Consider the following 17,235-nt stretch of genomic DNA (forward strand, 5'->3'; position numbering starts at 1 on the left):
TCAGTTCGCTCCCTGACTGACCGCGCTCAGCGCAGAGGCACGCACCTGTTCCCGGCCGTAATGTGTGATCAGGCTCAGCACATCTTCGATGTCCGCAGGGGTGGTGGTGGGGTTCAGCAGCGTGAATTTCAGATACTGGCGTCCGTCAACCCGGGTGCCGGCCACCACCGCATTCCCGGCGCGGAACAGCGCTTTACGGATAGCGGCGTTAATCTCATCGATCTTCGCATCGCTGGTATGTTTGCCCGGAACGAAGCGGAAAATCTGGGTGGTCAGCTCCGGAGCGTGCAGCACTTCGATGGCAGGATGCGCGCTTAACAGCGCATGGGCAGACTCGGTCAGCGTAATCAGGGAATCGAAGGCGTCTCCCAGCGCTGCCGGTCCCATCACGCGCAGGGTCAGCCACATTTTCAGCGCGTCGAAGCGGCGGGTGGTCTGAATGCTTTTATTGACCAGGTTAGGCGTACCTTCCTGCTGAGCGCTCAGCGGGTTCAGGTAATCCGCATGGTGGGTGACATGCTTCAGATTCTGGCTGTCACGGACGAAGAAAGCGCCGCAGCTGACGGTCTGGAAGAACGATTTGTGATAATCGACAGTGACCGAATCCGCCCGTTCGATACCGTTAAGACGCGAACGGTGCTTCTCAGAGACCAGCAGCCCGCAACCGTAAGCGGCGTCAACGTGCATCCACAGGCCAGACTCTTCGCAGAGGCGGGCGATCTCCGGCAGCGGATCGATGCTGCCAAAGTCGGTGGTGCCGCTGGTGGCGACGACGGCAATCGGGATCAGCCCCTCGCTGCGGCAGCGCGCAATCTCCTGTTTCAGCGAAGCCACATCCATACGGTAGTGTTCGTCGTGATCCACGGCGATCACCGCGTCATAGCCCAGGCCGAGGATCGCCATCGATTTCTGGATACTGAAGTGACTGAGTTTCGAGGTAAAGACCCGCCATCTGGGCGCGGTCTCCGGCAGGCCACGCTGCTTGATCAGATGACCAGGATGATGCGCTGCACACCAGCTGTCACGCGCCAGCAGCATGGCCATGAGGTTGGACTGGGTGCCACCGCTGGTGAAGATCCCGTCCGATCCGTCAGGCAGCCCGATGCGGCCCAGTGTCCAGTCGATCACCTTCTGCTCAATCAGCGTGCCACCGGCACTCTGATCCCAGGTATCGACCGAGCTGTTGACGGCGGCCATGATCTGCTCGGCCATCAGAGAGGGCAGCACGACCGGGCAGTTCAGATGGGCCAGATATTTGGGATGGTGGAACCAGACGGCGTCGCGCAGATAGAGCTGGCTCAGCTCCGCCAGCGCCGCCTCGTTGTTGCCCAGCGGGCGATCCAGATCGACGCCGCTGAACTCGGCCGCCAGCTCGTGGGGCAGAATGCCGCTGAAGGGTTTCTCTACGCCGGTGACGGTGCGGGTCATCAGCGCCAGCACCTCCTGAGTCTGCTGCGACCAGGCTGCCAGTTGCTGATCGTTAAAAATGGCGGTGTCAGCCGTGCTGGCAATCGCGGCTGGCGCGGGTTCCCGTGCCGCCTGGGTGGATGAGCGTAAAAGCATGTTCAGTTCCTGTGCGTGAATACCTAATACCCTGCTGACATAAAATCAGCAGCGCCGGATGTCCGCTCAACAACTCCAGTAAACATAAAACTAACTAACCAGACAAAAACCCGGCCATCGGCTGGCAGAGTGTTTTCACCTTAAAAAGAGACAATGCCACAGATTATTTGTGGACTAATCAGCGTTAAACGCTTTGTTATATGCGGATGAGATTGTAAATGTTAATCATTTGCATTCAATTGTTTTATTGTGAAATTTTATTTATTAGCTGCTCTTATGTTGCAAATGTGATTTTGATCACATTTTTGATTCGGAATCGTCCTTTTTTAAGGGGTAAACATGATGCTTCAGGGGCGAAGGAACAGGATTTGGGCGAGGGCAGCCCGGTCAGGAGCATGATCAGGCGGGATAAAACAGTGCTATTAGGGTCACTCAACGGGACGGGACGTGAAGCAACCAGAAAGCGCAGAGCGCGCTTTCTGGCTGGAAGGGCGTGACTCAGCCTGCGTTCGTTTCCGCAGGCACTTTCTTTCTGGTCATAAAGTTGAAAATCACTAACAGGGCAAAGATGCCGGTGATGATCATTGTGATGGTGCCTTTATCCATAAAGTGAGCCATGTTGCCGAGAAGGATACCGGTGACGCCAAAGTCGGTGTCGGAGAAGGTGGTGTTAGTCAGGCCGATCTGTCCCAGCACGGGCAGCAGGGCAACGGGCAGGAAGGTGATCAGCAGGCCATGCGCAAAGGCGCCGCAGATGGCGCCGCGTTTACCCCCGGTCGCATTACCAAATACGCCCGCGGTCGCGCCACAGAAGAAGTGGGGCACCACGCCCGGCAGAATCAGAACCCAGTGAAGCTGGCCAAGGACAAACAGCCCGACCAGACCGCCGATAAAACTGGAGATAAAGCCCACCAGAACCGCATTCGGCGCGTACGGGAAGACAATCGGACAGTCCAGCGCAGGCCGGGCATCCGGTACCAGTTTTTCGGAGAAGCCGGTAAAGGCCGGAACGATCTCCGCCAGAATCAGGCGCACACCTTGCAGAATAATAAAGACGCCCGCCGCAAAGGTAATCGCCTGAATAAATGAATAAACCAGGTAGTTCTGACCGTTACTGAAATGCGTCTCCACATACTCTTTACCGGCCGAGACCGACAGGATGAGGTAGATAATCATCATTGTCAGAGAGATAGAGATGGTGCTGTCGCGCAAAAAACTCAGGTTTTTTGGCATGTTCATCTCTTCGGTGGACTTAGAGCCTTTGCCCACCAGTGAGCCGATCCAGCCTGATAAGACGTAGCCAATCGTTCCGGTATGCGCCAGCGCAACGTGGTCACCGCCGATGATCTTGCGCATATAGGGCTGAGCGATAGCCGGGAAGGTCGCCATCAGAATGCCTAACAGCAGCGATCCGGTGTAAATAAGCTGAATACCCTCGAAGCCGGCAACCGACAGAATAATCGCGATCATACAGGCCATATAGAAGGTAACATGACCGGAAAGGTAGATATATTTGAGCCGGGTAAACCTGGCGACAACGATATTCGCGACCATGCCGAAAGCCATGATCATCGTGGTCGGTGCGCCATATTTTGCCAGAGCGATCGAGACCATCGCTTCATTGTTGGGAATGATGCCCTGAACATCAAACGCCTGCTTGAAAATGTCGCCCAGCGGCGTCAGGGAACCGACCAGCACGGTCGCTCCGCCTGCCAGCACCAGAAAGCCCAGAATCGTTTTTACCGTTCCCTTGATCACATCCGGGAAGGGCTTCTTCTGCGCTACCAGCCCGAAACATGCCACCAGTCCGACTAAAATGGAGGGCACTTTCAGCACATCGACGACGAACTGCAAAAGGTTTTGAGTAAACATATTAACCTCGAGGGTATGGTGTTTATCTGCTTATCAACTTTCAGTTTTTCTCAAAATACTCACGTATTTTTTGCTCGATTTCTTTCAGATCGATGATGTTATTGATGATGATGACCTTCTCGGGCGGCAGGTTAGCGCTGTAGGCAATATCCTTCGCCATCACAAACACATCGGCCACTTCGGGCGTAACCGAACCGAGATCGGAATGCTCCACTTCAGCCTCAACACCAATCGTCTTCAGCACTTTCTTGATGTTCATCTCCATCATGAAGCTGCTGCCCAGACCTGAACCACACACTGCCATCATTTTCATAGCTGACCTCGTTAACTGTTTTTAGAAAAGGGGGGCGACAGACCGGCTAAACACCGGTCAGAATCGCCATCAGCGCCGGCTGACTGCGGGCGGCAAAGATCTGCTCCATGATGTTTTCATCGGAGAGCACCTCTGCCAGCTGAGAAATCATTTCGATATGGCTGTTACTGTCCGGCGCGGAGAACATAAAGATCACCTTCACGGGATCGTTCTCTTCGGAGTCAAAGGTCACGGCGTTGCCCAGCAACACTACGGACAACCCGAGTTTATGTGCGCCCTGTTCCGGCCGCGCGTGGGGCATAGCAATCTGTGGCGCAATCACAAAAAAGGGACCGATCGCCTCTTTCTGGTGAATAATGGCGTCAATGTAATCCTGTGATATGGCGCCTTCACGGAGCAGCGGACGCCCCGCCACGGCTAATGCTTCCCGCCAGTCAGCGACGTTTTCAACGTACTGTACTTTTTCGTTATTCAGCCAGTCAGCCAGATTTGACATCGTCTTAACCCTGCCTCGAATGCGTAATAAAATTTATAGAAGTCGCGACCCCGGATGCGGGGAAACGCGCGCGCTGGTGAGTCCGGCGACGCTGCAGATGTACAGTCACTTTTCCCATAAAAGCGGCTGCCTGCTGCTGTCTGCCCCTGTTATCTGACAACCCGGACAGATGAAGAACCCATGAAAAACAGTGACTATTAATTTATAAACGCCATTTATTCATGCAGTTACTGCGTAATTCATCTGCCTGCGAAGATGTAAAAAGGCGGAATCACTCACACCACCAAATCTGTACATCTTTCAGATGTCTAGTCATCCTGATAATGTACTTCGACGTGTACGGACACAACCTGTAAAATTAAAATATGGGTACGCAGGCTAAATATCAGTGTCAATTTGTTAAATTGATCACATATTCAGGTAGCCGGTGTAGTACTCCTCCGGCAATGTCAGGCAGAACTGTAGTGACACGGATAAGTGGCGCCGCCGGTTCACGCATAGGGGAAGAAAATCGATGGTTGATGGGATAACTGAAAAGCAAAAAGAGGTGGTGGATTACATCCTCAATAAAATTAAACAGGACGGCCTTCAACCCGGAGAAAAACTGGACACCGAAATCTCAATCGCAAAAAACATCGGCATTACCCGCGCCACGGTCCGTGAGGCGACGCGCATTCTGGTTGAACAGCAGCGGATATACCGGGTAAAAGGCTCGGGGATCTTTGTGGGTTCGACGGAGATGAGCAGTCAGGCGCACCGTTTTCATGTGCTCTCGCCGTTCGATTTTCAGGCGCAGCGGAAAGGGCACAAAGGCGTCCGGAAAATTATTTCGGTCAGTATTGTCAAAGTTCCCTCGGCGGAAATGGCCCAGGCGTTGCGGATTAAAAACAGCGACCAGATCTATAAGATCCATCGCCTGATGTGTTTTGATGATATTCCGGTGGCGCTCGAACAGATTCACCTGCCGGTTTCCCTCTTCAGCAGCATGGAATTCAGCAAGCTGGAAATTTCGAAATATGCATATATCGAAGAGGTGACCGGAAAAAAAGTTCAGCTCAGAGATCAGCATCTTACGGCGATTAATCTCACGCACGCTGAGGCTCTGACGCTGCTGAATTTAAGCCCTGGGGATGCGGTCATCCAGATTAATGAAACCGTCTATCTCGACGACGGGGTGCCCTGCGAAGTTAATATTGCCATCATCAACACCCGCTATTTTCCATTAAAACAGAATTCCCAGCGGCCTTAATGTCTGCCGTTTCCGCTTCGCGGCTGGCTATACCGTCACAGCTTTTCGGCAGACAGAAAAACAGGAATGGCCTGCGGGGTAAAATAACCCGGTAAAAGTCCCTGCCCGTTATTTCCGCCGAAGCGAATCGCCCCGTTTTTTCATTCGCTGAGCCTCTATGCATTCCCCGGTTGCCAGACCTCTGAAACAGCGCCGCCGCGCGCCCGCCCGCTTTATCCGCCCATCCCGGCATCGGCCCCGATAGATAAGAAGTTTTTCTGCAAACCTTTACCAGCTTATGGATTTTAATCCCGTCATGCTGCGAAAACAGGCAATAAAGAGGAGTGAATAGCGCCTGAAACCGGCTTTGAACGCCCCTTTCTGCGCACTTCCCTGCCTGGCGTGGCCATTATAAGGAATTCAAGAAAGCATAAAACAATATGATGTTTTACCAATAACTGGCGTCACCGCACACTGGTCAGCAACAGAAATGCATAAGGACCAGATAAATGGCATATCGATTGAGTCTGTTAGACAAAGCGCCCGTGTCGCAGGGAGAGTCGGCCACCGCGGCGTTGCAGCGCACGCTGCAGCTGGCGCAACGGGCAGAGGAGTGGGGCTATCATCGCTTCTGGCTGGCGGAACATCACAACACCGCCCAGCTCGCCAGTCCTTCACCCGAGGTGCTCATCGCGTGGATCATTGCGCAGACCCGTCATATCCGTGTCGGTTCGGGCGGCGTGATGTTGCAGCATTACAGCCCCTACAAAGTGGCGGAAAACTTCAATCTGCTCGCGTCACTGGCACCGGGACGCATTGATATCGGCGTGGGTAAGGCGCCGGGCGGCCTGCCGCTCTCCACCCATGCGCTGCAGCAGGGTATCAATGCTGCGAAAAAAGGATCCTTTGCCGATCAGCTTCAACTGCTGGATAGCTGGCTGACACCCGCCCGCAAACAGCCCGACGAAGAGGGCCTGGCCGCAACGCCGCTGCCTTCCTGCCCGGCGAACCGTTTTCTGCTGGGGGCCAGTGAAGAGAGCGCCAGACTGGCGGCCTCGCTGGGCTGGCAGTTTGTCTTCGCCGCCCACCTTAACGGCGATCGCCAGCTACTTGAACATGCACTGAATACCTATTCCCGCCTGAGTCAGGGCCAGCGTGCGCTGGTCGCCGTGCAGGTGGTGGTCGCCGACTCCCCGGCCCAGGCTGACCTGCTGGTCAGTTCACTGCGTCATTACCATGTGTCGGTGAAAGAGGGGCCTTCCGTTAACGTTGCCAGCCTGGCGCAGGCGGAGCGCTATGTGCGGCAGGGCGGATATCGCGATTATCAGATCGAGCCGCGTACGCCGTCCCTGCTGCGGGGCACCGCGGCGCAGGTTCATGCGCAGTTAGACGCGCTGCATCACAACTTTGATATCGACGAGTTTGTCATCGACACGCCGGTTACGGAACCGGCCGCCCGGCTGCGATCACTGGAACTGCTGGCAACGCGTCATCTGGTTGCGGCCTGAATCTCAGCGGAGAGACATCATGAGTGCGGAATCACAACTGATTGCATGGCGGCGTGAACTGCATACCTGGCCGGAGCTGTCGGGTCAGGAGTTCGCGACCACCGCCCGGCTGCGAAGCTGGCTGCAGGCGGCGGGTATCCGTCTGGCTGACTATCCGCTGGAGACGGGTGTGGTGGCGGAAATTGGTCACGGAGAAACCGTGGTCGCGCTGCGCGCCGACATCGATGCGTTACCCATCCATGAGGCGAGCGGCGTGCGTTTTCACTCCCGTCATCCCGGCGTAATGCACGCCTGCGGGCACGATCTGCACAGCGCGGTGATGCTGGGTGCGGCGCTGCAGCTCCATGCGCAGGCCGACCAGCTGCCCGGCCGGGTGCGTATCCTGTTTCAGCCTGCCGAGGAGATTGCCCGCGGCGCACGCCAGTTTATCGACGCTGGCGTGCTGGATGAGGTGCAGGCGATCTTCGGGATGCACAACGAACCGTCACTGCCGGTCGGCACCTTTGCGACCCGCAGCGGCGCGTTTTACGCCAACGCCGACAAATTCATTATCCGCGTCACCGGCAAAGGCGCACATGCCGCCCATCCGGAGCAGGGCGTTGACAGCATCGTCACGGCCAGCCAGATCATTCAGGCGCTGCAGGGGCTGACCAGCCGCAGCTTCAGCGCCCTGGACAGCCTGGTGCTGAGCATCACCCGCATCGACGGCGGTAAAAGCTGGAACGTCCTGCCCGGCAGTGTCGAATTTGGCGGAACGGCCCGCACCCACGATGCAGAGGTGCGCGCCGAGCTGGAGCAGCGGGTACGCACCCTGGTTGAGCACCTCGCCGACGCCAATGGCGCGCAGGCGACCCTGAGCTGGCATCCCGGCCCGCCGGTGCTGATCAACGATGCGCACTGGGCAGACTTCAGCAGCGAGGTCGCACGGCAGGCCGGTTATCGCGTTCAGACGGCCGGGCTGCATCTGCTGGGTGAGGATTTCGCCTTTTATCTGCAACAGGTGCCGGGTGCCTTTGTCAGCCTCGGCAGCGCCAGCGAGGCGGGTCTGCACCACGCCAGCTTCACCCCGGACGAGGCGCTGATTGCGCCCGCTGCCGACTACTTCGCCCGACTGGCCCGCCGGGCGCTGCAGCATCTCACGGCGCGATGTCGGGCCCCGCTTCTGAACTGATTTCATCTGCCGCCCTGATAACACGACGGTTCTGATCCCCGTCGCGGGCACCGCTACGACTAAAAAAGAGAGCACACCATGACCACAAGACAACTCCGGCTGGGCACGATTCTGCATGGCGCGTCGGGAAACATGTCCGCCTGGCGCCATCCGGCGGCGCAGGCCGATGCCAGCATCAGCCTGGACTACGCGAAAAAAATCGCCCGCAAGGCGGAGCAGGGCCGACTCGACTTTCTGTTTGTCGCGGACGGCTTATTCATTAACGAGAAGTCGATCCCGCACTTTCTCAATCGCTTCGAACCGCTGACGCTGCTGTCGGCGCTGGCGGGCGTGACCGAACATCTGGGGCTGGTCGGCACCGTCTCCACCTCCTACAGCGAGCCGTTTACCGTGGCGCGTCAGTTTGCCAGCCTCGATCATCTCAGCGGCGGCCGGGCGGGCTGGAATGTGGTGACATCCCCTCTGGAGGGATCGGCGAAAAACTTTTCGCGCCAGCAACATCCTGAGCACGCACTGCGTTATCGCATCGCCGATGAATATCTGCAGGTGGTGAAGGGCCTGTGGGACTCCTGGGAAGGCGATGCCTTTGTGCGTGACAAAGCGAGCGGGCAGTTCTTCGATCCGGCAAAACTGCACACGCTCGATCATCACGGCGACTTCTTTCAGGTGCAGGGCCCGCTGAACATCGCGCGCACGCCGCAGGGCCGCCCGATTATCTTCCAGGCGGGTGCGTCTGAAGATGGCAAAAAACTGGCCGCGCGCCATGCGGATGCCATCTTTACCCATCAGCCCACCCGCGAAGAAGCGCAGGCGTTCTATCAGGACGTGAAGCAGCAGCTGGTCGCCAATGGCCGCCAGCCAGAGGATCTGCATATCTTCCAGGGGGTGAGCGTGATCGTTGGCGATGACGACGAGGATGTGGAGCGCCAGTATCAGACCACGGCCGCGCTGGTGTCCATCCGCGATGCCCTGAACTATCTTGGACGCTTCTTTGACCATCACGACTTTTCACAATATCCGCTCGACGCGCCGTTCCCCGATATCGGCGACATTGGCCAGAACAGTTTCCGCAGCACCACCGATGAGATCAAACGCAAAGCGAAGCAGCACGGCCATACCCTGCGCCAGGCCGCGCTGGAAGCCGCTACCCCGCGCCCGCTGTTTCACGGCACGCCGGACGCGGTGGCCGATGGCCTGCAACTCTGGTTTGAAACGCACGCCACCGATGGATTCATCATCAACGGCGGCACGCCCGACACCTTTGAACGCTTTGTTGACCGCGTGGTGCCGATTCTGCAGGCGCGCGGCCTGACGCGCCGCGACTATCCGGGCACGACCCTGCGCGACAGCTTCGCCCTGAAACACCCCGTTAACCAGTTCACCTCACACTAAGAGCACACGCCATGCAAACACCCCTGCGTCTCCTCGCCCTGCTTATTCTGGCCGCCAGCAGCAACGGTCTGGCGGAAGGCACAAGCGTCGCCTACAACGGTCAGCGCGTCAGCCTTGAGGCAAATAAAGCCGCGATTAACACCGCGAAAAATCCGGAGGCCATCGCGCAACTGCCCGCCGGGCACCATTTTGTCGTACCGGGTGCCTTTACCGTGGCGGTCGCCGCGCTGAACTCGCCGCCGCTGACGGTATTCTCTGATGACAATAAAACCCTGCTCGGCAGTGAAGTGGATATCGCCCGCCTCGTGGCTGACAGCCTGGGCCTGAAGCTCAACGTCGTGCCAACGTCCTGGGAAGGCTGGCCGCTGGGCGTCGCCTCCGGCAAATATGACGCGGCGATCTCCAACATCACCGTGACCCGCGAACGCAAAGTGAAGTTCGACTTCGCCACCTACCGCAAAGATTCCCTGGGCTTTTATGTCAAAAGCAGCAGCCCGATTCAGTCCGTGACCAAAGCAGAAGATATAGCCGGGCTGCGGATCATCGTGGGGTCCGGCACCAATCAGGAGGCGATCCTGCTGGCGTGGGACAAAGAGAATCAGGCCAAAGGGCGTAAAGCCTTTACGCCGATCTATGCCAAAGATGACGCCGCCCAGACCCTGGCTCTGCAGGCGGGGCGGGCCGACGCCTACTTCGGCCCCAACGTGATTGGCGCCTGGAAAGCGGCGCTGACCGGCAAAACCCGTCTGGTGGGCAGCGTGGATGGTGGCTGGCCGAAGGCGGCGCACATTGCCGTCACGGTGAAGAAAGGCAGCGGTCTGGCGGAACCTATCAGCACCGCCCTGAACGGGGTGATCGGCAATGGCGACTACCAGAAGGTGCTGAATCGCTGGGGTGAGGGCGTCGAGCGCATCGATCGTTCTGAAATCAATCCCGCCGGACTGGGCGACTGAGGAGCTGACGATGAGTGAATCCACGTTTCGTGAAATCTCCCCGGAGGCACCGGAGCTGCAACCGATACTCAGCGGTCTGTTTGGTGAATATGCGGCGCGTTACGGCGACTTCTTTTCCCACCGCAACGTGCTGGAGCAGGAGCTGACCGAATGGTATCTGCCGCCGCAGGGGCTGTTTATCGTGCTGGAGCGTGACGGCGAGATCATCGCGATGGGCGCGTATAAACCCTATGACACGCAGACCGCAGAGCTGAAACGCATCTGGACGCGCAGCGATCTGCGTCGTCAGGGGCTGGCTCTGGTGGTGCTGCAGGAGCTGGAGCGGCGCGCCCTGCAGGCCGGTTATCAGCGGCTGTTTCTCACCACCGGCTTCCGCCAGCCGGAGGCGGTGCGGCTCTATACCGGGCACGGCTATCAGCCGCAGTTCGATCTCAGCGGCGATCTGGAGCGTTATGGTCAGCCACCGCACGACGGACGACTGCGTTTTATCAAAGTGATCGGCGTCCATGACGTCGCCAGGGCGAGTTAAGGAGCGACGATGAGCCAACATCAATTAAAGGTCGTGCCGGCCCGTTATCCGGCACGTACTGCGGGCGCTGTCGTGGCGCTGTTTATTCTGGCGGGCGTGGTGCAGTCCGTGGCATTCAACCCGCGCTGGGAGTGGGGCGTGTTTGCCCGCTGGTTCTTCGATCCTGTGATCCTGCATGGTTTAGGCCAGACGCTGCTGCTGACGCTGTTCGGCACCCTGTTCAGCCTGTTCTTTGGCGGCCTGCTGGCGCTGGCGCGGCTCTCCTCATCGTGGCTGCTGAGCACGCTGGCGTGGGGCTATATCTGGCTGTTCCGTTCGCTGCCGCTGATTGTGGTGCTGATCATTCTCTATAACTTCTCCTATCTCTACGACACGCTGTCGATCGGCATTCCCTTTACCGGCCTGTCGTGGGGCGCGTTTCAGACCATCGATGTGCTGGGTCAGTTTCCGGCGGCGGTGATCGGGCTGACCCTGGTGCAGGCGGCCTACAGCGCGGAGATTATTCGCGGCGGCATTCTCGGCGTCGATCACGGCCAGGTAGAAGCGGCCTCTGCGCTGGGGCTCTCCGCCTCGCGCCGGACCTTCCGCATCATCCTGCCGCAGGCACTGCGCGCCATTATCCCGACGGCATTCAATGAAATTATCAGTCTGGCGAAAGGCACCTCGGTGGTTTACGTGCTGGCGATGCCGGAGCTGTTCTACACCATCCAGATGATCTACAACCGCAATCAGGAGGTGATCCCGCTCCTGATGGTCGGTGCCGCCTGGTATCTGATCATCACCACGGTTCTGTCCGTGATTCAGTACAACGCTGAACGCTGGATGGCCCGCAGCGTCACCCGTGAACCGCAGCCGTCGCGCTGGCGTCAGTGGCGTAACCGCGCCGAACCGCTTCATTCTACCGAGGAGATCAGCCATGTCCGAAGCCATTGATTACCGCACCTCGCACACCACCGGGGCCATCAGCATCACCGGTGTCACTAAACGTTTTGGTAAGCACAAAGCGCTGGATGATGTTTCGCTGTCGCTGGAGCCGGGATCGGTTACGGTGATCCTCGGGCCGTCCGGTTCCGGTAAATCCACGCTGCTGCGCACCATTAATCATCTCGAACGGGTCGATGAGGGTTTTATTCAGATCGATGGCGACTACATCGGCTATCAGCAGCGCGGCGACAGACTGTATGAGCTGAAAGAGAAAGCGATTCTGCGGCAGCGCATCAACGTGGGCTATGTGTTCCAGAACTTCAACCTGTTCCCGCACCTCAGCGTGCTAGACAACCTGATCGAAGCGCCGGTTGCGCACCGGCAGTTAAAGAAAGCGCAGGCGATAACGCGGGCCGGGGAACTGCTCGACATTGTGGGCCTGCGTCATAAGGCCGATGCCTGGCCGCGCCATCTTTCGGGCGGCCAGCAGCAGCGCATCGCGATTGCGCGGGCGCTGATGCTCAATCCGCGCGTCATGCTGTTCGATGAGCCGACCTCGGCGCTCGACCCGGAGCTGGTTGGCGAGGTGCTCGACGTGATCAAGAAACTGGCACGTTCCGGCACCACGCTGGTGATCGTCACCCACGAGATCGGCTTTGCCCGTGAAGTGGCCGACAACGTGGTGTTTATGGTGGATGGCCGGATTGTGGAGCAGGGCAGCAGCACCCAGGTGCTCAGTCATCCGCGTCACGAACGCACACGCCGGTTTCTGGCGCGCGTGTTATGAAGGCGCTGAGGTTGACGGCAGTCGCAACGGCGCTGCTGCTGCCCGCCCTGGCCGCGCAGGCCAGCCGGACGCTGGATGTGCTGCAGAACGAGACGCCGATCCACGTCGCGGCCAGCCCGCAGGCCATCGCGAAGATCCCTGCAGGGTATCACTTTATCGAGCCCGGCACGCTGACGGTGGCGACCTCTGCCACCAACTCGCCGCCGCTGTCGCTGCTGGCCTCTGACAATGTGACGCGGATTGGCAGCGATCCTGACATCGCCAGGCTGCTGGCCGACAGTCTGGGCCTGAAACTCAGGCTGGTGCCCGCCTCCTGGGAGGACTGGCCGCTGGGCATCACCGCCGGACGCTATGATGTCGCGATGTTCAACATTGCCGTCACGGAGGAGCGTAAGAAGAAGTTCGATTTCGCGACCTACCGCGCGGATAACCACGCCTTTGCGGTGAAAAGTGACAGCCGGATCAGCCGGATCAACCAGCCTGCGGATATTGCTGGCAAGCGGATTATCGTCTCGTCGGGCACCAATCAGGAGCGCATCTTACTGAGCTGGGATGCACAGAACCGGGCCAGAGGGCTGCCCGCCGTGACGCCGATCTACCTGACCGATGACGCCTCCGCCACGCTGGCGCTGCTGTCAGGACGGGCCGATGCGCAGTTCGGGCCGCACTCGATGGCGGCCTGGAAGGTGGCGTCGCGCGGTCAGACAAAGCTGGTTGGCAGCGGGCCTTTTCGCGCCTGGGTGGCGGTGACCACCCGCAAGGGCAACGGACTGGCGCCCGCGCTGCAGGCGGCGCTGGATAACGCCATCGCGGGCGGGCAGTATCAGCAGGTTCTGGCGCGCTGGGGTGAGCAGGATGAAGCCGTTTCTCAATCGACCCTCAATCCTCCCGGCATCGTTTACTGAACCGGCAGAACCGGCAGAGACGCCCGCCGGTTCTCTCTCAGGTCAGCGGATGACCCCGGATTTGAACTACACTCTCCAGCGTTAGTGATTTATCCTGCCCGCCTGACCGCATAAAAACCCTCACGGCGTGCCGGAGTAATTGACCTGGAAGCCCCATGAAAATCAGATTCCTTTCTGCCAATGAGCAAAAACTGGCGGAGGTGCGCAAAATCCTCGAACCTGTCGGGGTCGAAGTGTTGCCCATCGCCCGTCGCATCGAAGAGATACAGACCGAAAACGAGCTGGATTTGGTGCGCGACAAACTCACTAAAGCCTTTTCCCTGATAGGGCGGCCGCTGTTTGTCGAGCACACCGGCCTCTATCTGGATGGCCTGAACGGCCTGCCCGCCGGACTGACCCGCATTTTCTGGAACCGTCTGGATGCCGATCGCTTTACCGCGCTGGTGCAGGGCCTCGACAGCCAGGCCGTCACCGCGAAAACGGTGCTGGGCTACTGCGACGGCCGCAAAATGTATCAGTTTTCGGGAGAGCTGCGCGGCACCATCGCCGCCCGGCCCGCCGGAACGCGCGGCTTTCAGTGGGACTGCGTGTTTATCCCCGAAGGCTATGACCAGACCTTTGCAGAAATGGGCGAACTTAAAAATGAGATCTCGATGCGCCGCATCGCGCTGGATCGCTTTGCCACCTTTTTAAAAACCTCACGGAGCGTGGCATGAAACCTGAACTCAAGCGTGCTTATGATTCCGGCAAACTGATCCTGTTCGCCGGGGCGGGCATCTCGCGCAACTTCGGCCTGCCTGAGTGGCATGAACTGATTGCGCATCTCGCCAACGAGCTGGGTTACGACCCCAAAATCTTCAACACCTACGGCACTCATCTGTCGCTGGCGGAGTATTACAAGCAGAAAAAAGGCTCGCTCGGCCCGCTGCGTAGCTGGATGGATCGTGAATGGCACCGGCCGGATATCGATGTCCGGTCTTCTGAAATTCATACCATGATCACCCAGGGAAACTTCTCCCGTATCTACACCACCAATTACGACCGCTGGCTGGAAGCGGCGCACGACGCCCACGGCGTGCCTTACTACAAAGTGGCCAACGCCGCCGACCTGGTCTCGCTCACCGAGGACAAACGCCACATCATCAAGCTGCACGGTGACTTCGACGATGACACCTCCATCGTGCTCGATGAGAGCAGCTATTTTGAACGCCTCTATTTCGACTCGCCGCTCGACATCAAACTGACGCACGACGTCATGGGCAACTCGGTACTCTTTGTTGGCTACAGCATCAGCGATTTCAATATCCGCCTGCTGTTCTACCGACTGACCAAAATGTGGGGACGAACCGGGCTGGCGACCGCGCGGCCTAAATCCTACCTGTTCACCAACCGGAACAACCCGGTGGCGAAAGAGGTGCTGGGACAGTGGGGGATCGAGGTGATCGTCTCCGAAGAGGACGATCCGCGCAAAGCGCTGGCGATGTTTCTTGAGGAGCTGCTGGTGTAGTGAGCACTGGCACGAAAAAAATAAAAAACCCTGTGCGCGGACAAGGTTAGCCTGCGCACAACCCGTAAACGCTATTCTCTGCTGGCAATGCATTACTGGCATGATATACTGTATGTATACACAGTACCTGAGGGCGAAAAAGATGGCTGTTGAAACAAAATTTGTAGTAGTCAGAAAGGGTGAAGAGAAGATGACGTTTGCCAATAAGAAAGAGGCCGATGCCTACGACAAAATGCTCGATATGGCCGAAGCCTTCACCGACTGGCTGTTACAGCAGCAGCCTGAAATGGGCGAATCTCAGGCAGAAACCCTGGGCCTGCTGATGGCCGATCAGAAAGATGCCGTTCAGCATATCCTGCGCACCAGCAAACTGCCTGACGCGGCGGCCAGCACACCGAAGAGCGGCACCGTTTCCGATCAGGCTGCCAGCGAGCAGGCAGACGAACCCGCGACAAAGAAAGTGCGCGCCGTTAAAGCCGCCTGATTGCCACAACGCCGGAAGCCCCCCTTCCGGCGTTGCTGTTTCTGGCCTGCGCGGCCTCAGACCGCCTTGTTCTCCGCGTGGCTGACCTGATAACGGGTGCTCCTGCCACCGCCTTCCAGCCTGCAGAGACAGCCTTTTTCCACCAGATCGGCCAGGTGTCGCGTCGCGGTTGCCTTACTCACTTTCGCCACTTTCTGATACTGACTGGCGCTGATGCCCAGCGCAAAACCCTGGTCTCCGCCATCCAGCAACCGGTTCAGCACCTTTACCTGTTCAGGGCTTAAGCCGGTTCCCTGATGCCGCAGCCAGAATCGCGCTTTCTTCTGGGTGCGTTCTATAACCTGCATCGCCTGCTGCAGGCTCTCATCCAGAATATCCAGAAACCACACCAGCCAGGGCGTGATGTCGAGATCGCCTTTCTGCGTCTGCTCCAGGATGCGGTAGTAGCCGGCACGCTGCGCCAGAATGGCGGGCGACATGGCGTAGAGGCGGATACTCTGGCTGTCCGCCTGCGCCAGCGCCAGATCGGTCAGTGCACGGGTGATGCGGCCATTGCCATCATCGAACGGGTGCAGGGTGACAAACCAGAGATGGCAGATGGCGGCGCGCAGCAGCGGGTCCAGCATCACATCCTGCTGGCTACTGTTGAACCAGGCGATGAACTCCGCCAGCTGAGGCTCCAGCCCGTGACGCGGTGGCGCTTCGAAATGGACCGTGGGGCGATCGAGGCGTCCTGAGATCACCTGCATCGGCTCACTGCCGCGCAGCGTGCCGACGCTCAGGCGCTGCACCGTCCACTCATCCGCCGGAAAGAGCCAGTGGTGCCACTGATAAAGGCGTTCCAGCGTCAGCGGCTGGCTGCGGTTATTGATCGCATCCAGCATCATCGCGGCCAGCCCCTCTGAGCGATCGGAAACCGGGTAAGGCTGCGTTTCCGACACTCCCAGCCGCCGCGCCAGCGACGACCGCACAGACTGCACGTTGACCCGCTCCTCCTCGATTGCGGAGGAGGAGAGGATATTGCTGAGCAGGGTATCCAGCGTCTGTGTCTCGCCGTCGGTCTGCAGGCTGGCACGACCCAGCAGCAGGCCGCGCTGCTGCTGCAGATGGCGCAGGCGCGGCAACAGCACCGCATCCTGCCAGTGAAAATGGGGCCAGTCCGGCTGCTGCCATATCCAGTTAACGCACATAAACGGCTCACAATCAGCGTGGATGAGCCGAACAGAGGGGGTTATTCGGCTCATAAAGTGAGTCGATAATAGCGAATAAACGGCTCAGCGGGCAACCTGGCGGAGTGAAAGAGAGAAAAAAGGACCCGAAGGTCCTGATTGTTTAGCGGGAGAACTGCATAAACGTGTCTGAATAGTAGTGAACGATCCAGGCAACATAGGCTAACCAGACGATCATCCCCACAGCTAATCCGGATTTACCAATCATAGAACTCTCCTCGGTGACAGGGTTACAGCCGCGATGGAGATAAACTGACAGTAATACCGGCTGGCAGTATTGTTTCAGATCAAAAAAAGCCCGTTCATCATCAAAGCCATAATCCCTTTCAGATCAACTTCCCCGCACCACACGGGCTGAATCCTTTCGCGCTGCC

Annotated in this window: 17 protein-coding genes; 12 read left to right on the plus strand and 5 right to left on the minus strand. The window is 58.4% G+C overall.

The window, feature by feature from the left end; all coding sequences use genetic code 11:
- The 4 genes from J1C59_RS20255 to J1C59_RS20270 form a co-directional block, all read right to left on the minus strand.
- Positions 1 to 1,563 carry a pyridoxal phosphate-dependent decarboxylase family protein gene (locus J1C59_RS20255; protein WP_128084778.1) on the minus strand — a complete coding sequence of 521 codons (1,563 nt, stop codon included), beginning with the start codon at positions 1,561 to 1,563 and terminating at the stop codon, positions 1 to 3.
- 498 nt (positions 1,564 to 2,061) lie between these two features.
- On the minus strand, positions 2,062 to 3,435 hold the full coding sequence (locus tag J1C59_RS20260) for a PTS ascorbate transporter subunit IIC (protein ID WP_111138387.1): 1,374 nt from the start codon (positions 3,433 to 3,435) through the stop codon (positions 2,062 to 2,064).
- Positions 3,436 to 3,475: 40 nt separating this feature from the next.
- Positions 3,476 to 3,748, minus strand: a complete 273-nt coding sequence (locus J1C59_RS20265) for a PTS sugar transporter subunit IIB (RefSeq protein ID WP_111138388.1) — start codon at positions 3,746 to 3,748, stop codon at positions 3,476 to 3,478.
- Positions 3,749 to 3,794: 46 nt separating this feature from the next.
- Positions 3,795 to 4,244, minus strand: coding sequence for a PTS sugar transporter subunit IIA (locus J1C59_RS20270; RefSeq protein ID WP_128084779.1), 450 nt, complete (start codon positions 4,242 to 4,244; stop codon positions 3,795 to 3,797).
- Between the two features lie 514 nt (positions 4,245 to 4,758).
- Between J1C59_RS20270 and J1C59_RS20275 the strand changes: the two genes are divergently transcribed.
- The 12 genes from J1C59_RS20275 to J1C59_RS20330 all read left to right on the plus strand — a co-directional run bounded on the left by J1C59_RS20275 (position 4,759) and on the right by J1C59_RS20330 (position 15,632).
- A complete protein-coding gene (locus tag J1C59_RS20275) occupies positions 4,759 to 5,493 on the plus strand; it encodes a GntR family transcriptional regulator (protein WP_111138390.1) in 735 nt (244 codons plus the stop codon).
- Between the two features lie 488 nt (positions 5,494 to 5,981).
- Positions 5,982 to 6,980, plus strand: a complete 999-nt coding sequence (locus J1C59_RS20280) for an MsnO8 family LLM class oxidoreductase (RefSeq protein WP_140917097.1) — start codon at positions 5,982 to 5,984, stop codon at positions 6,978 to 6,980.
- A 19-nt stretch (positions 6,981 to 6,999) separates the two neighbouring features.
- On the plus strand, positions 7,000 to 8,151 hold the full coding sequence (locus J1C59_RS20285) for an amidohydrolase (protein WP_140917096.1): 1,152 nt from the start codon (positions 7,000 to 7,002) through the stop codon (positions 8,149 to 8,151).
- A 78-nt stretch (positions 8,152 to 8,229) separates the two neighbouring features.
- Entirely contained in the window at positions 8,230 to 9,543 is a 1,314-nt protein-coding gene (locus J1C59_RS20290) for an LLM class flavin-dependent oxidoreductase (protein ID WP_140917095.1), read from the plus strand.
- Between the two features lie 11 nt (positions 9,544 to 9,554).
- A complete protein-coding gene (locus J1C59_RS20295; RefSeq protein WP_140917094.1) occupies positions 9,555 to 10,496 on the plus strand; it encodes an ABC transporter substrate-binding protein in 942 nt (313 codons plus the stop codon).
- A 10-nt stretch (positions 10,497 to 10,506) separates the two neighbouring features.
- Complete coding sequence (locus J1C59_RS20300) at positions 10,507 to 11,025, plus strand: GNAT family N-acetyltransferase (RefSeq protein ID WP_128086786.1); 519 nt, start codon at positions 10,507 to 10,509, stop codon at positions 11,023 to 11,025.
- A gap of 9 nt (positions 11,026 to 11,034) precedes the next feature.
- On the plus strand, positions 11,035 to 11,958 hold the full coding sequence (locus J1C59_RS20305; protein ID WP_128086787.1) for an amino acid ABC transporter permease: 924 nt from the start codon (positions 11,035 to 11,037) through the stop codon (positions 11,956 to 11,958).
- Positions 11,942 to 12,736, plus strand: a complete 795-nt coding sequence (locus J1C59_RS20310) for an amino acid ABC transporter ATP-binding protein (protein WP_128086788.1) — start codon at positions 11,942 to 11,944, stop codon at positions 12,734 to 12,736. Before J1C59_RS20305 ends, J1C59_RS20310 begins: the two co-directional genes overlap by 17 nt.
- Entirely contained in the window at positions 12,733 to 13,641 is a 909-nt protein-coding gene (locus J1C59_RS20315; protein WP_140917093.1) for an ABC transporter substrate-binding protein, read from the plus strand. Before J1C59_RS20310 ends, J1C59_RS20315 begins: the two co-directional genes overlap by 4 nt.
- Before the next feature lie 155 nt (positions 13,642 to 13,796).
- Entirely contained in the window at positions 13,797 to 14,357 is a 561-nt protein-coding gene (locus J1C59_RS20320; RefSeq protein WP_128086699.1) for a non-canonical purine NTP pyrophosphatase, read from the plus strand.
- On the plus strand, positions 14,354 to 15,148 hold the full coding sequence (locus tag J1C59_RS20325) for an SIR2 family protein (protein WP_003855101.1): 795 nt from the start codon (positions 14,354 to 14,356) through the stop codon (positions 15,146 to 15,148). Before J1C59_RS20320 ends, J1C59_RS20325 begins: the two co-directional genes overlap by 4 nt.
- Before the next feature lie 142 nt (positions 15,149 to 15,290).
- On the plus strand, positions 15,291 to 15,632 hold the full coding sequence (locus tag J1C59_RS20330) for a YebG family protein (RefSeq protein ID WP_128086698.1): 342 nt from the start codon (positions 15,291 to 15,293) through the stop codon (positions 15,630 to 15,632).
- A gap of 56 nt (positions 15,633 to 15,688) precedes the next feature.
- Here J1C59_RS20330 and J1C59_RS20335 read toward each other — a convergent pair whose 3' ends face one another.
- Positions 15,689 to 16,822, minus strand: a complete 1,134-nt coding sequence (locus J1C59_RS20335) for a Fic family protein (protein WP_140917092.1) — start codon at positions 16,820 to 16,822, stop codon at positions 15,689 to 15,691.
- Positions 16,823 to 17,235 lie beyond the last annotated feature (413 nt).

It is taken from the genome of Pantoea deleyi (assembly GCF_022647325.1).
Taxonomy (GTDB): domain Bacteria; phylum Pseudomonadota; class Gammaproteobacteria; order Enterobacterales; family Enterobacteriaceae; genus Pantoea; species Pantoea deleyi.

Bases quoted from the DNA above. Each gene is read 5' to 3' on its own strand.
- J1C59_RS20320 (WP_128086699.1), top strand. From the start codon at position 13,797: ATGAAAATCAGATTCCTTTCTGCCAATGAGCAAAAACTGGCGGAGGTG.
- J1C59_RS20330 (WP_128086698.1), top strand. From the start codon at position 15,291: ATGGCTGTTGAAACAAAATTTGTAGTAGTCAGAAAGGGTGAAGAGAAG.
- J1C59_RS20310 (WP_128086788.1), top strand. From the start codon at position 11,942: ATGTCCGAAGCCATTGATTACCGCACCTCGCACACCACCGGGGCCATC.
- J1C59_RS20335 (WP_140917092.1), bottom strand. From the start codon at position 16,822: ATGTGCGTTAACTGGATATGGCAGCAGCCGGACTGGCCCCATTTTCAC.
- J1C59_RS20285 (WP_140917096.1), top strand. From the start codon at position 7,000: ATGAGTGCGGAATCACAACTGATTGCATGGCGGCGTGAACTGCATACC.
- J1C59_RS20275 (WP_111138390.1), top strand. From the start codon at position 4,759: ATGGTTGATGGGATAACTGAAAAGCAAAAAGAGGTGGTGGATTACATC.
- J1C59_RS20265 (WP_111138388.1), bottom strand. From the start codon at position 3,748: ATGAAAATGATGGCAGTGTGTGGTTCAGGTCTGGGCAGCAGCTTCATG.
- J1C59_RS20290 (WP_140917095.1), top strand. From the start codon at position 8,230: ATGACCACAAGACAACTCCGGCTGGGCACGATTCTGCATGGCGCGTCG.
- J1C59_RS20270 (WP_128084779.1), bottom strand. From the start codon at position 4,244: ATGTCAAATCTGGCTGACTGGCTGAATAACGAAAAAGTACAGTACGTT.
- J1C59_RS20325 (WP_003855101.1), top strand. From the start codon at position 14,354: ATGAAACCTGAACTCAAGCGTGCTTATGATTCCGGCAAACTGATCCTG.
- J1C59_RS20295 (WP_140917094.1), top strand. From the start codon at position 9,555: ATGCAAACACCCCTGCGTCTCCTCGCCCTGCTTATTCTGGCCGCCAGC.
- J1C59_RS20305 (WP_128086787.1), top strand. From the start codon at position 11,035: ATGAGCCAACATCAATTAAAGGTCGTGCCGGCCCGTTATCCGGCACGT.
- J1C59_RS20280 (WP_140917097.1), top strand. From the start codon at position 5,982: ATGGCATATCGATTGAGTCTGTTAGACAAAGCGCCCGTGTCGCAGGGA.
- J1C59_RS20315 (WP_140917093.1), top strand. From the start codon at position 12,733: ATGAAGGCGCTGAGGTTGACGGCAGTCGCAACGGCGCTGCTGCTGCCC.
- J1C59_RS20260 (WP_111138387.1), bottom strand. From the start codon at position 3,435: ATGTTTACTCAAAACCTTTTGCAGTTCGTCGTCGATGTGCTGAAAGTG.
- J1C59_RS20300 (WP_128086786.1), top strand. From the start codon at position 10,507: ATGAGTGAATCCACGTTTCGTGAAATCTCCCCGGAGGCACCGGAGCTG.
- J1C59_RS20255 (WP_128084778.1), bottom strand. From the start codon at position 1,563: ATGCTTTTACGCTCATCCACCCAGGCGGCACGGGAACCCGCGCCAGCC.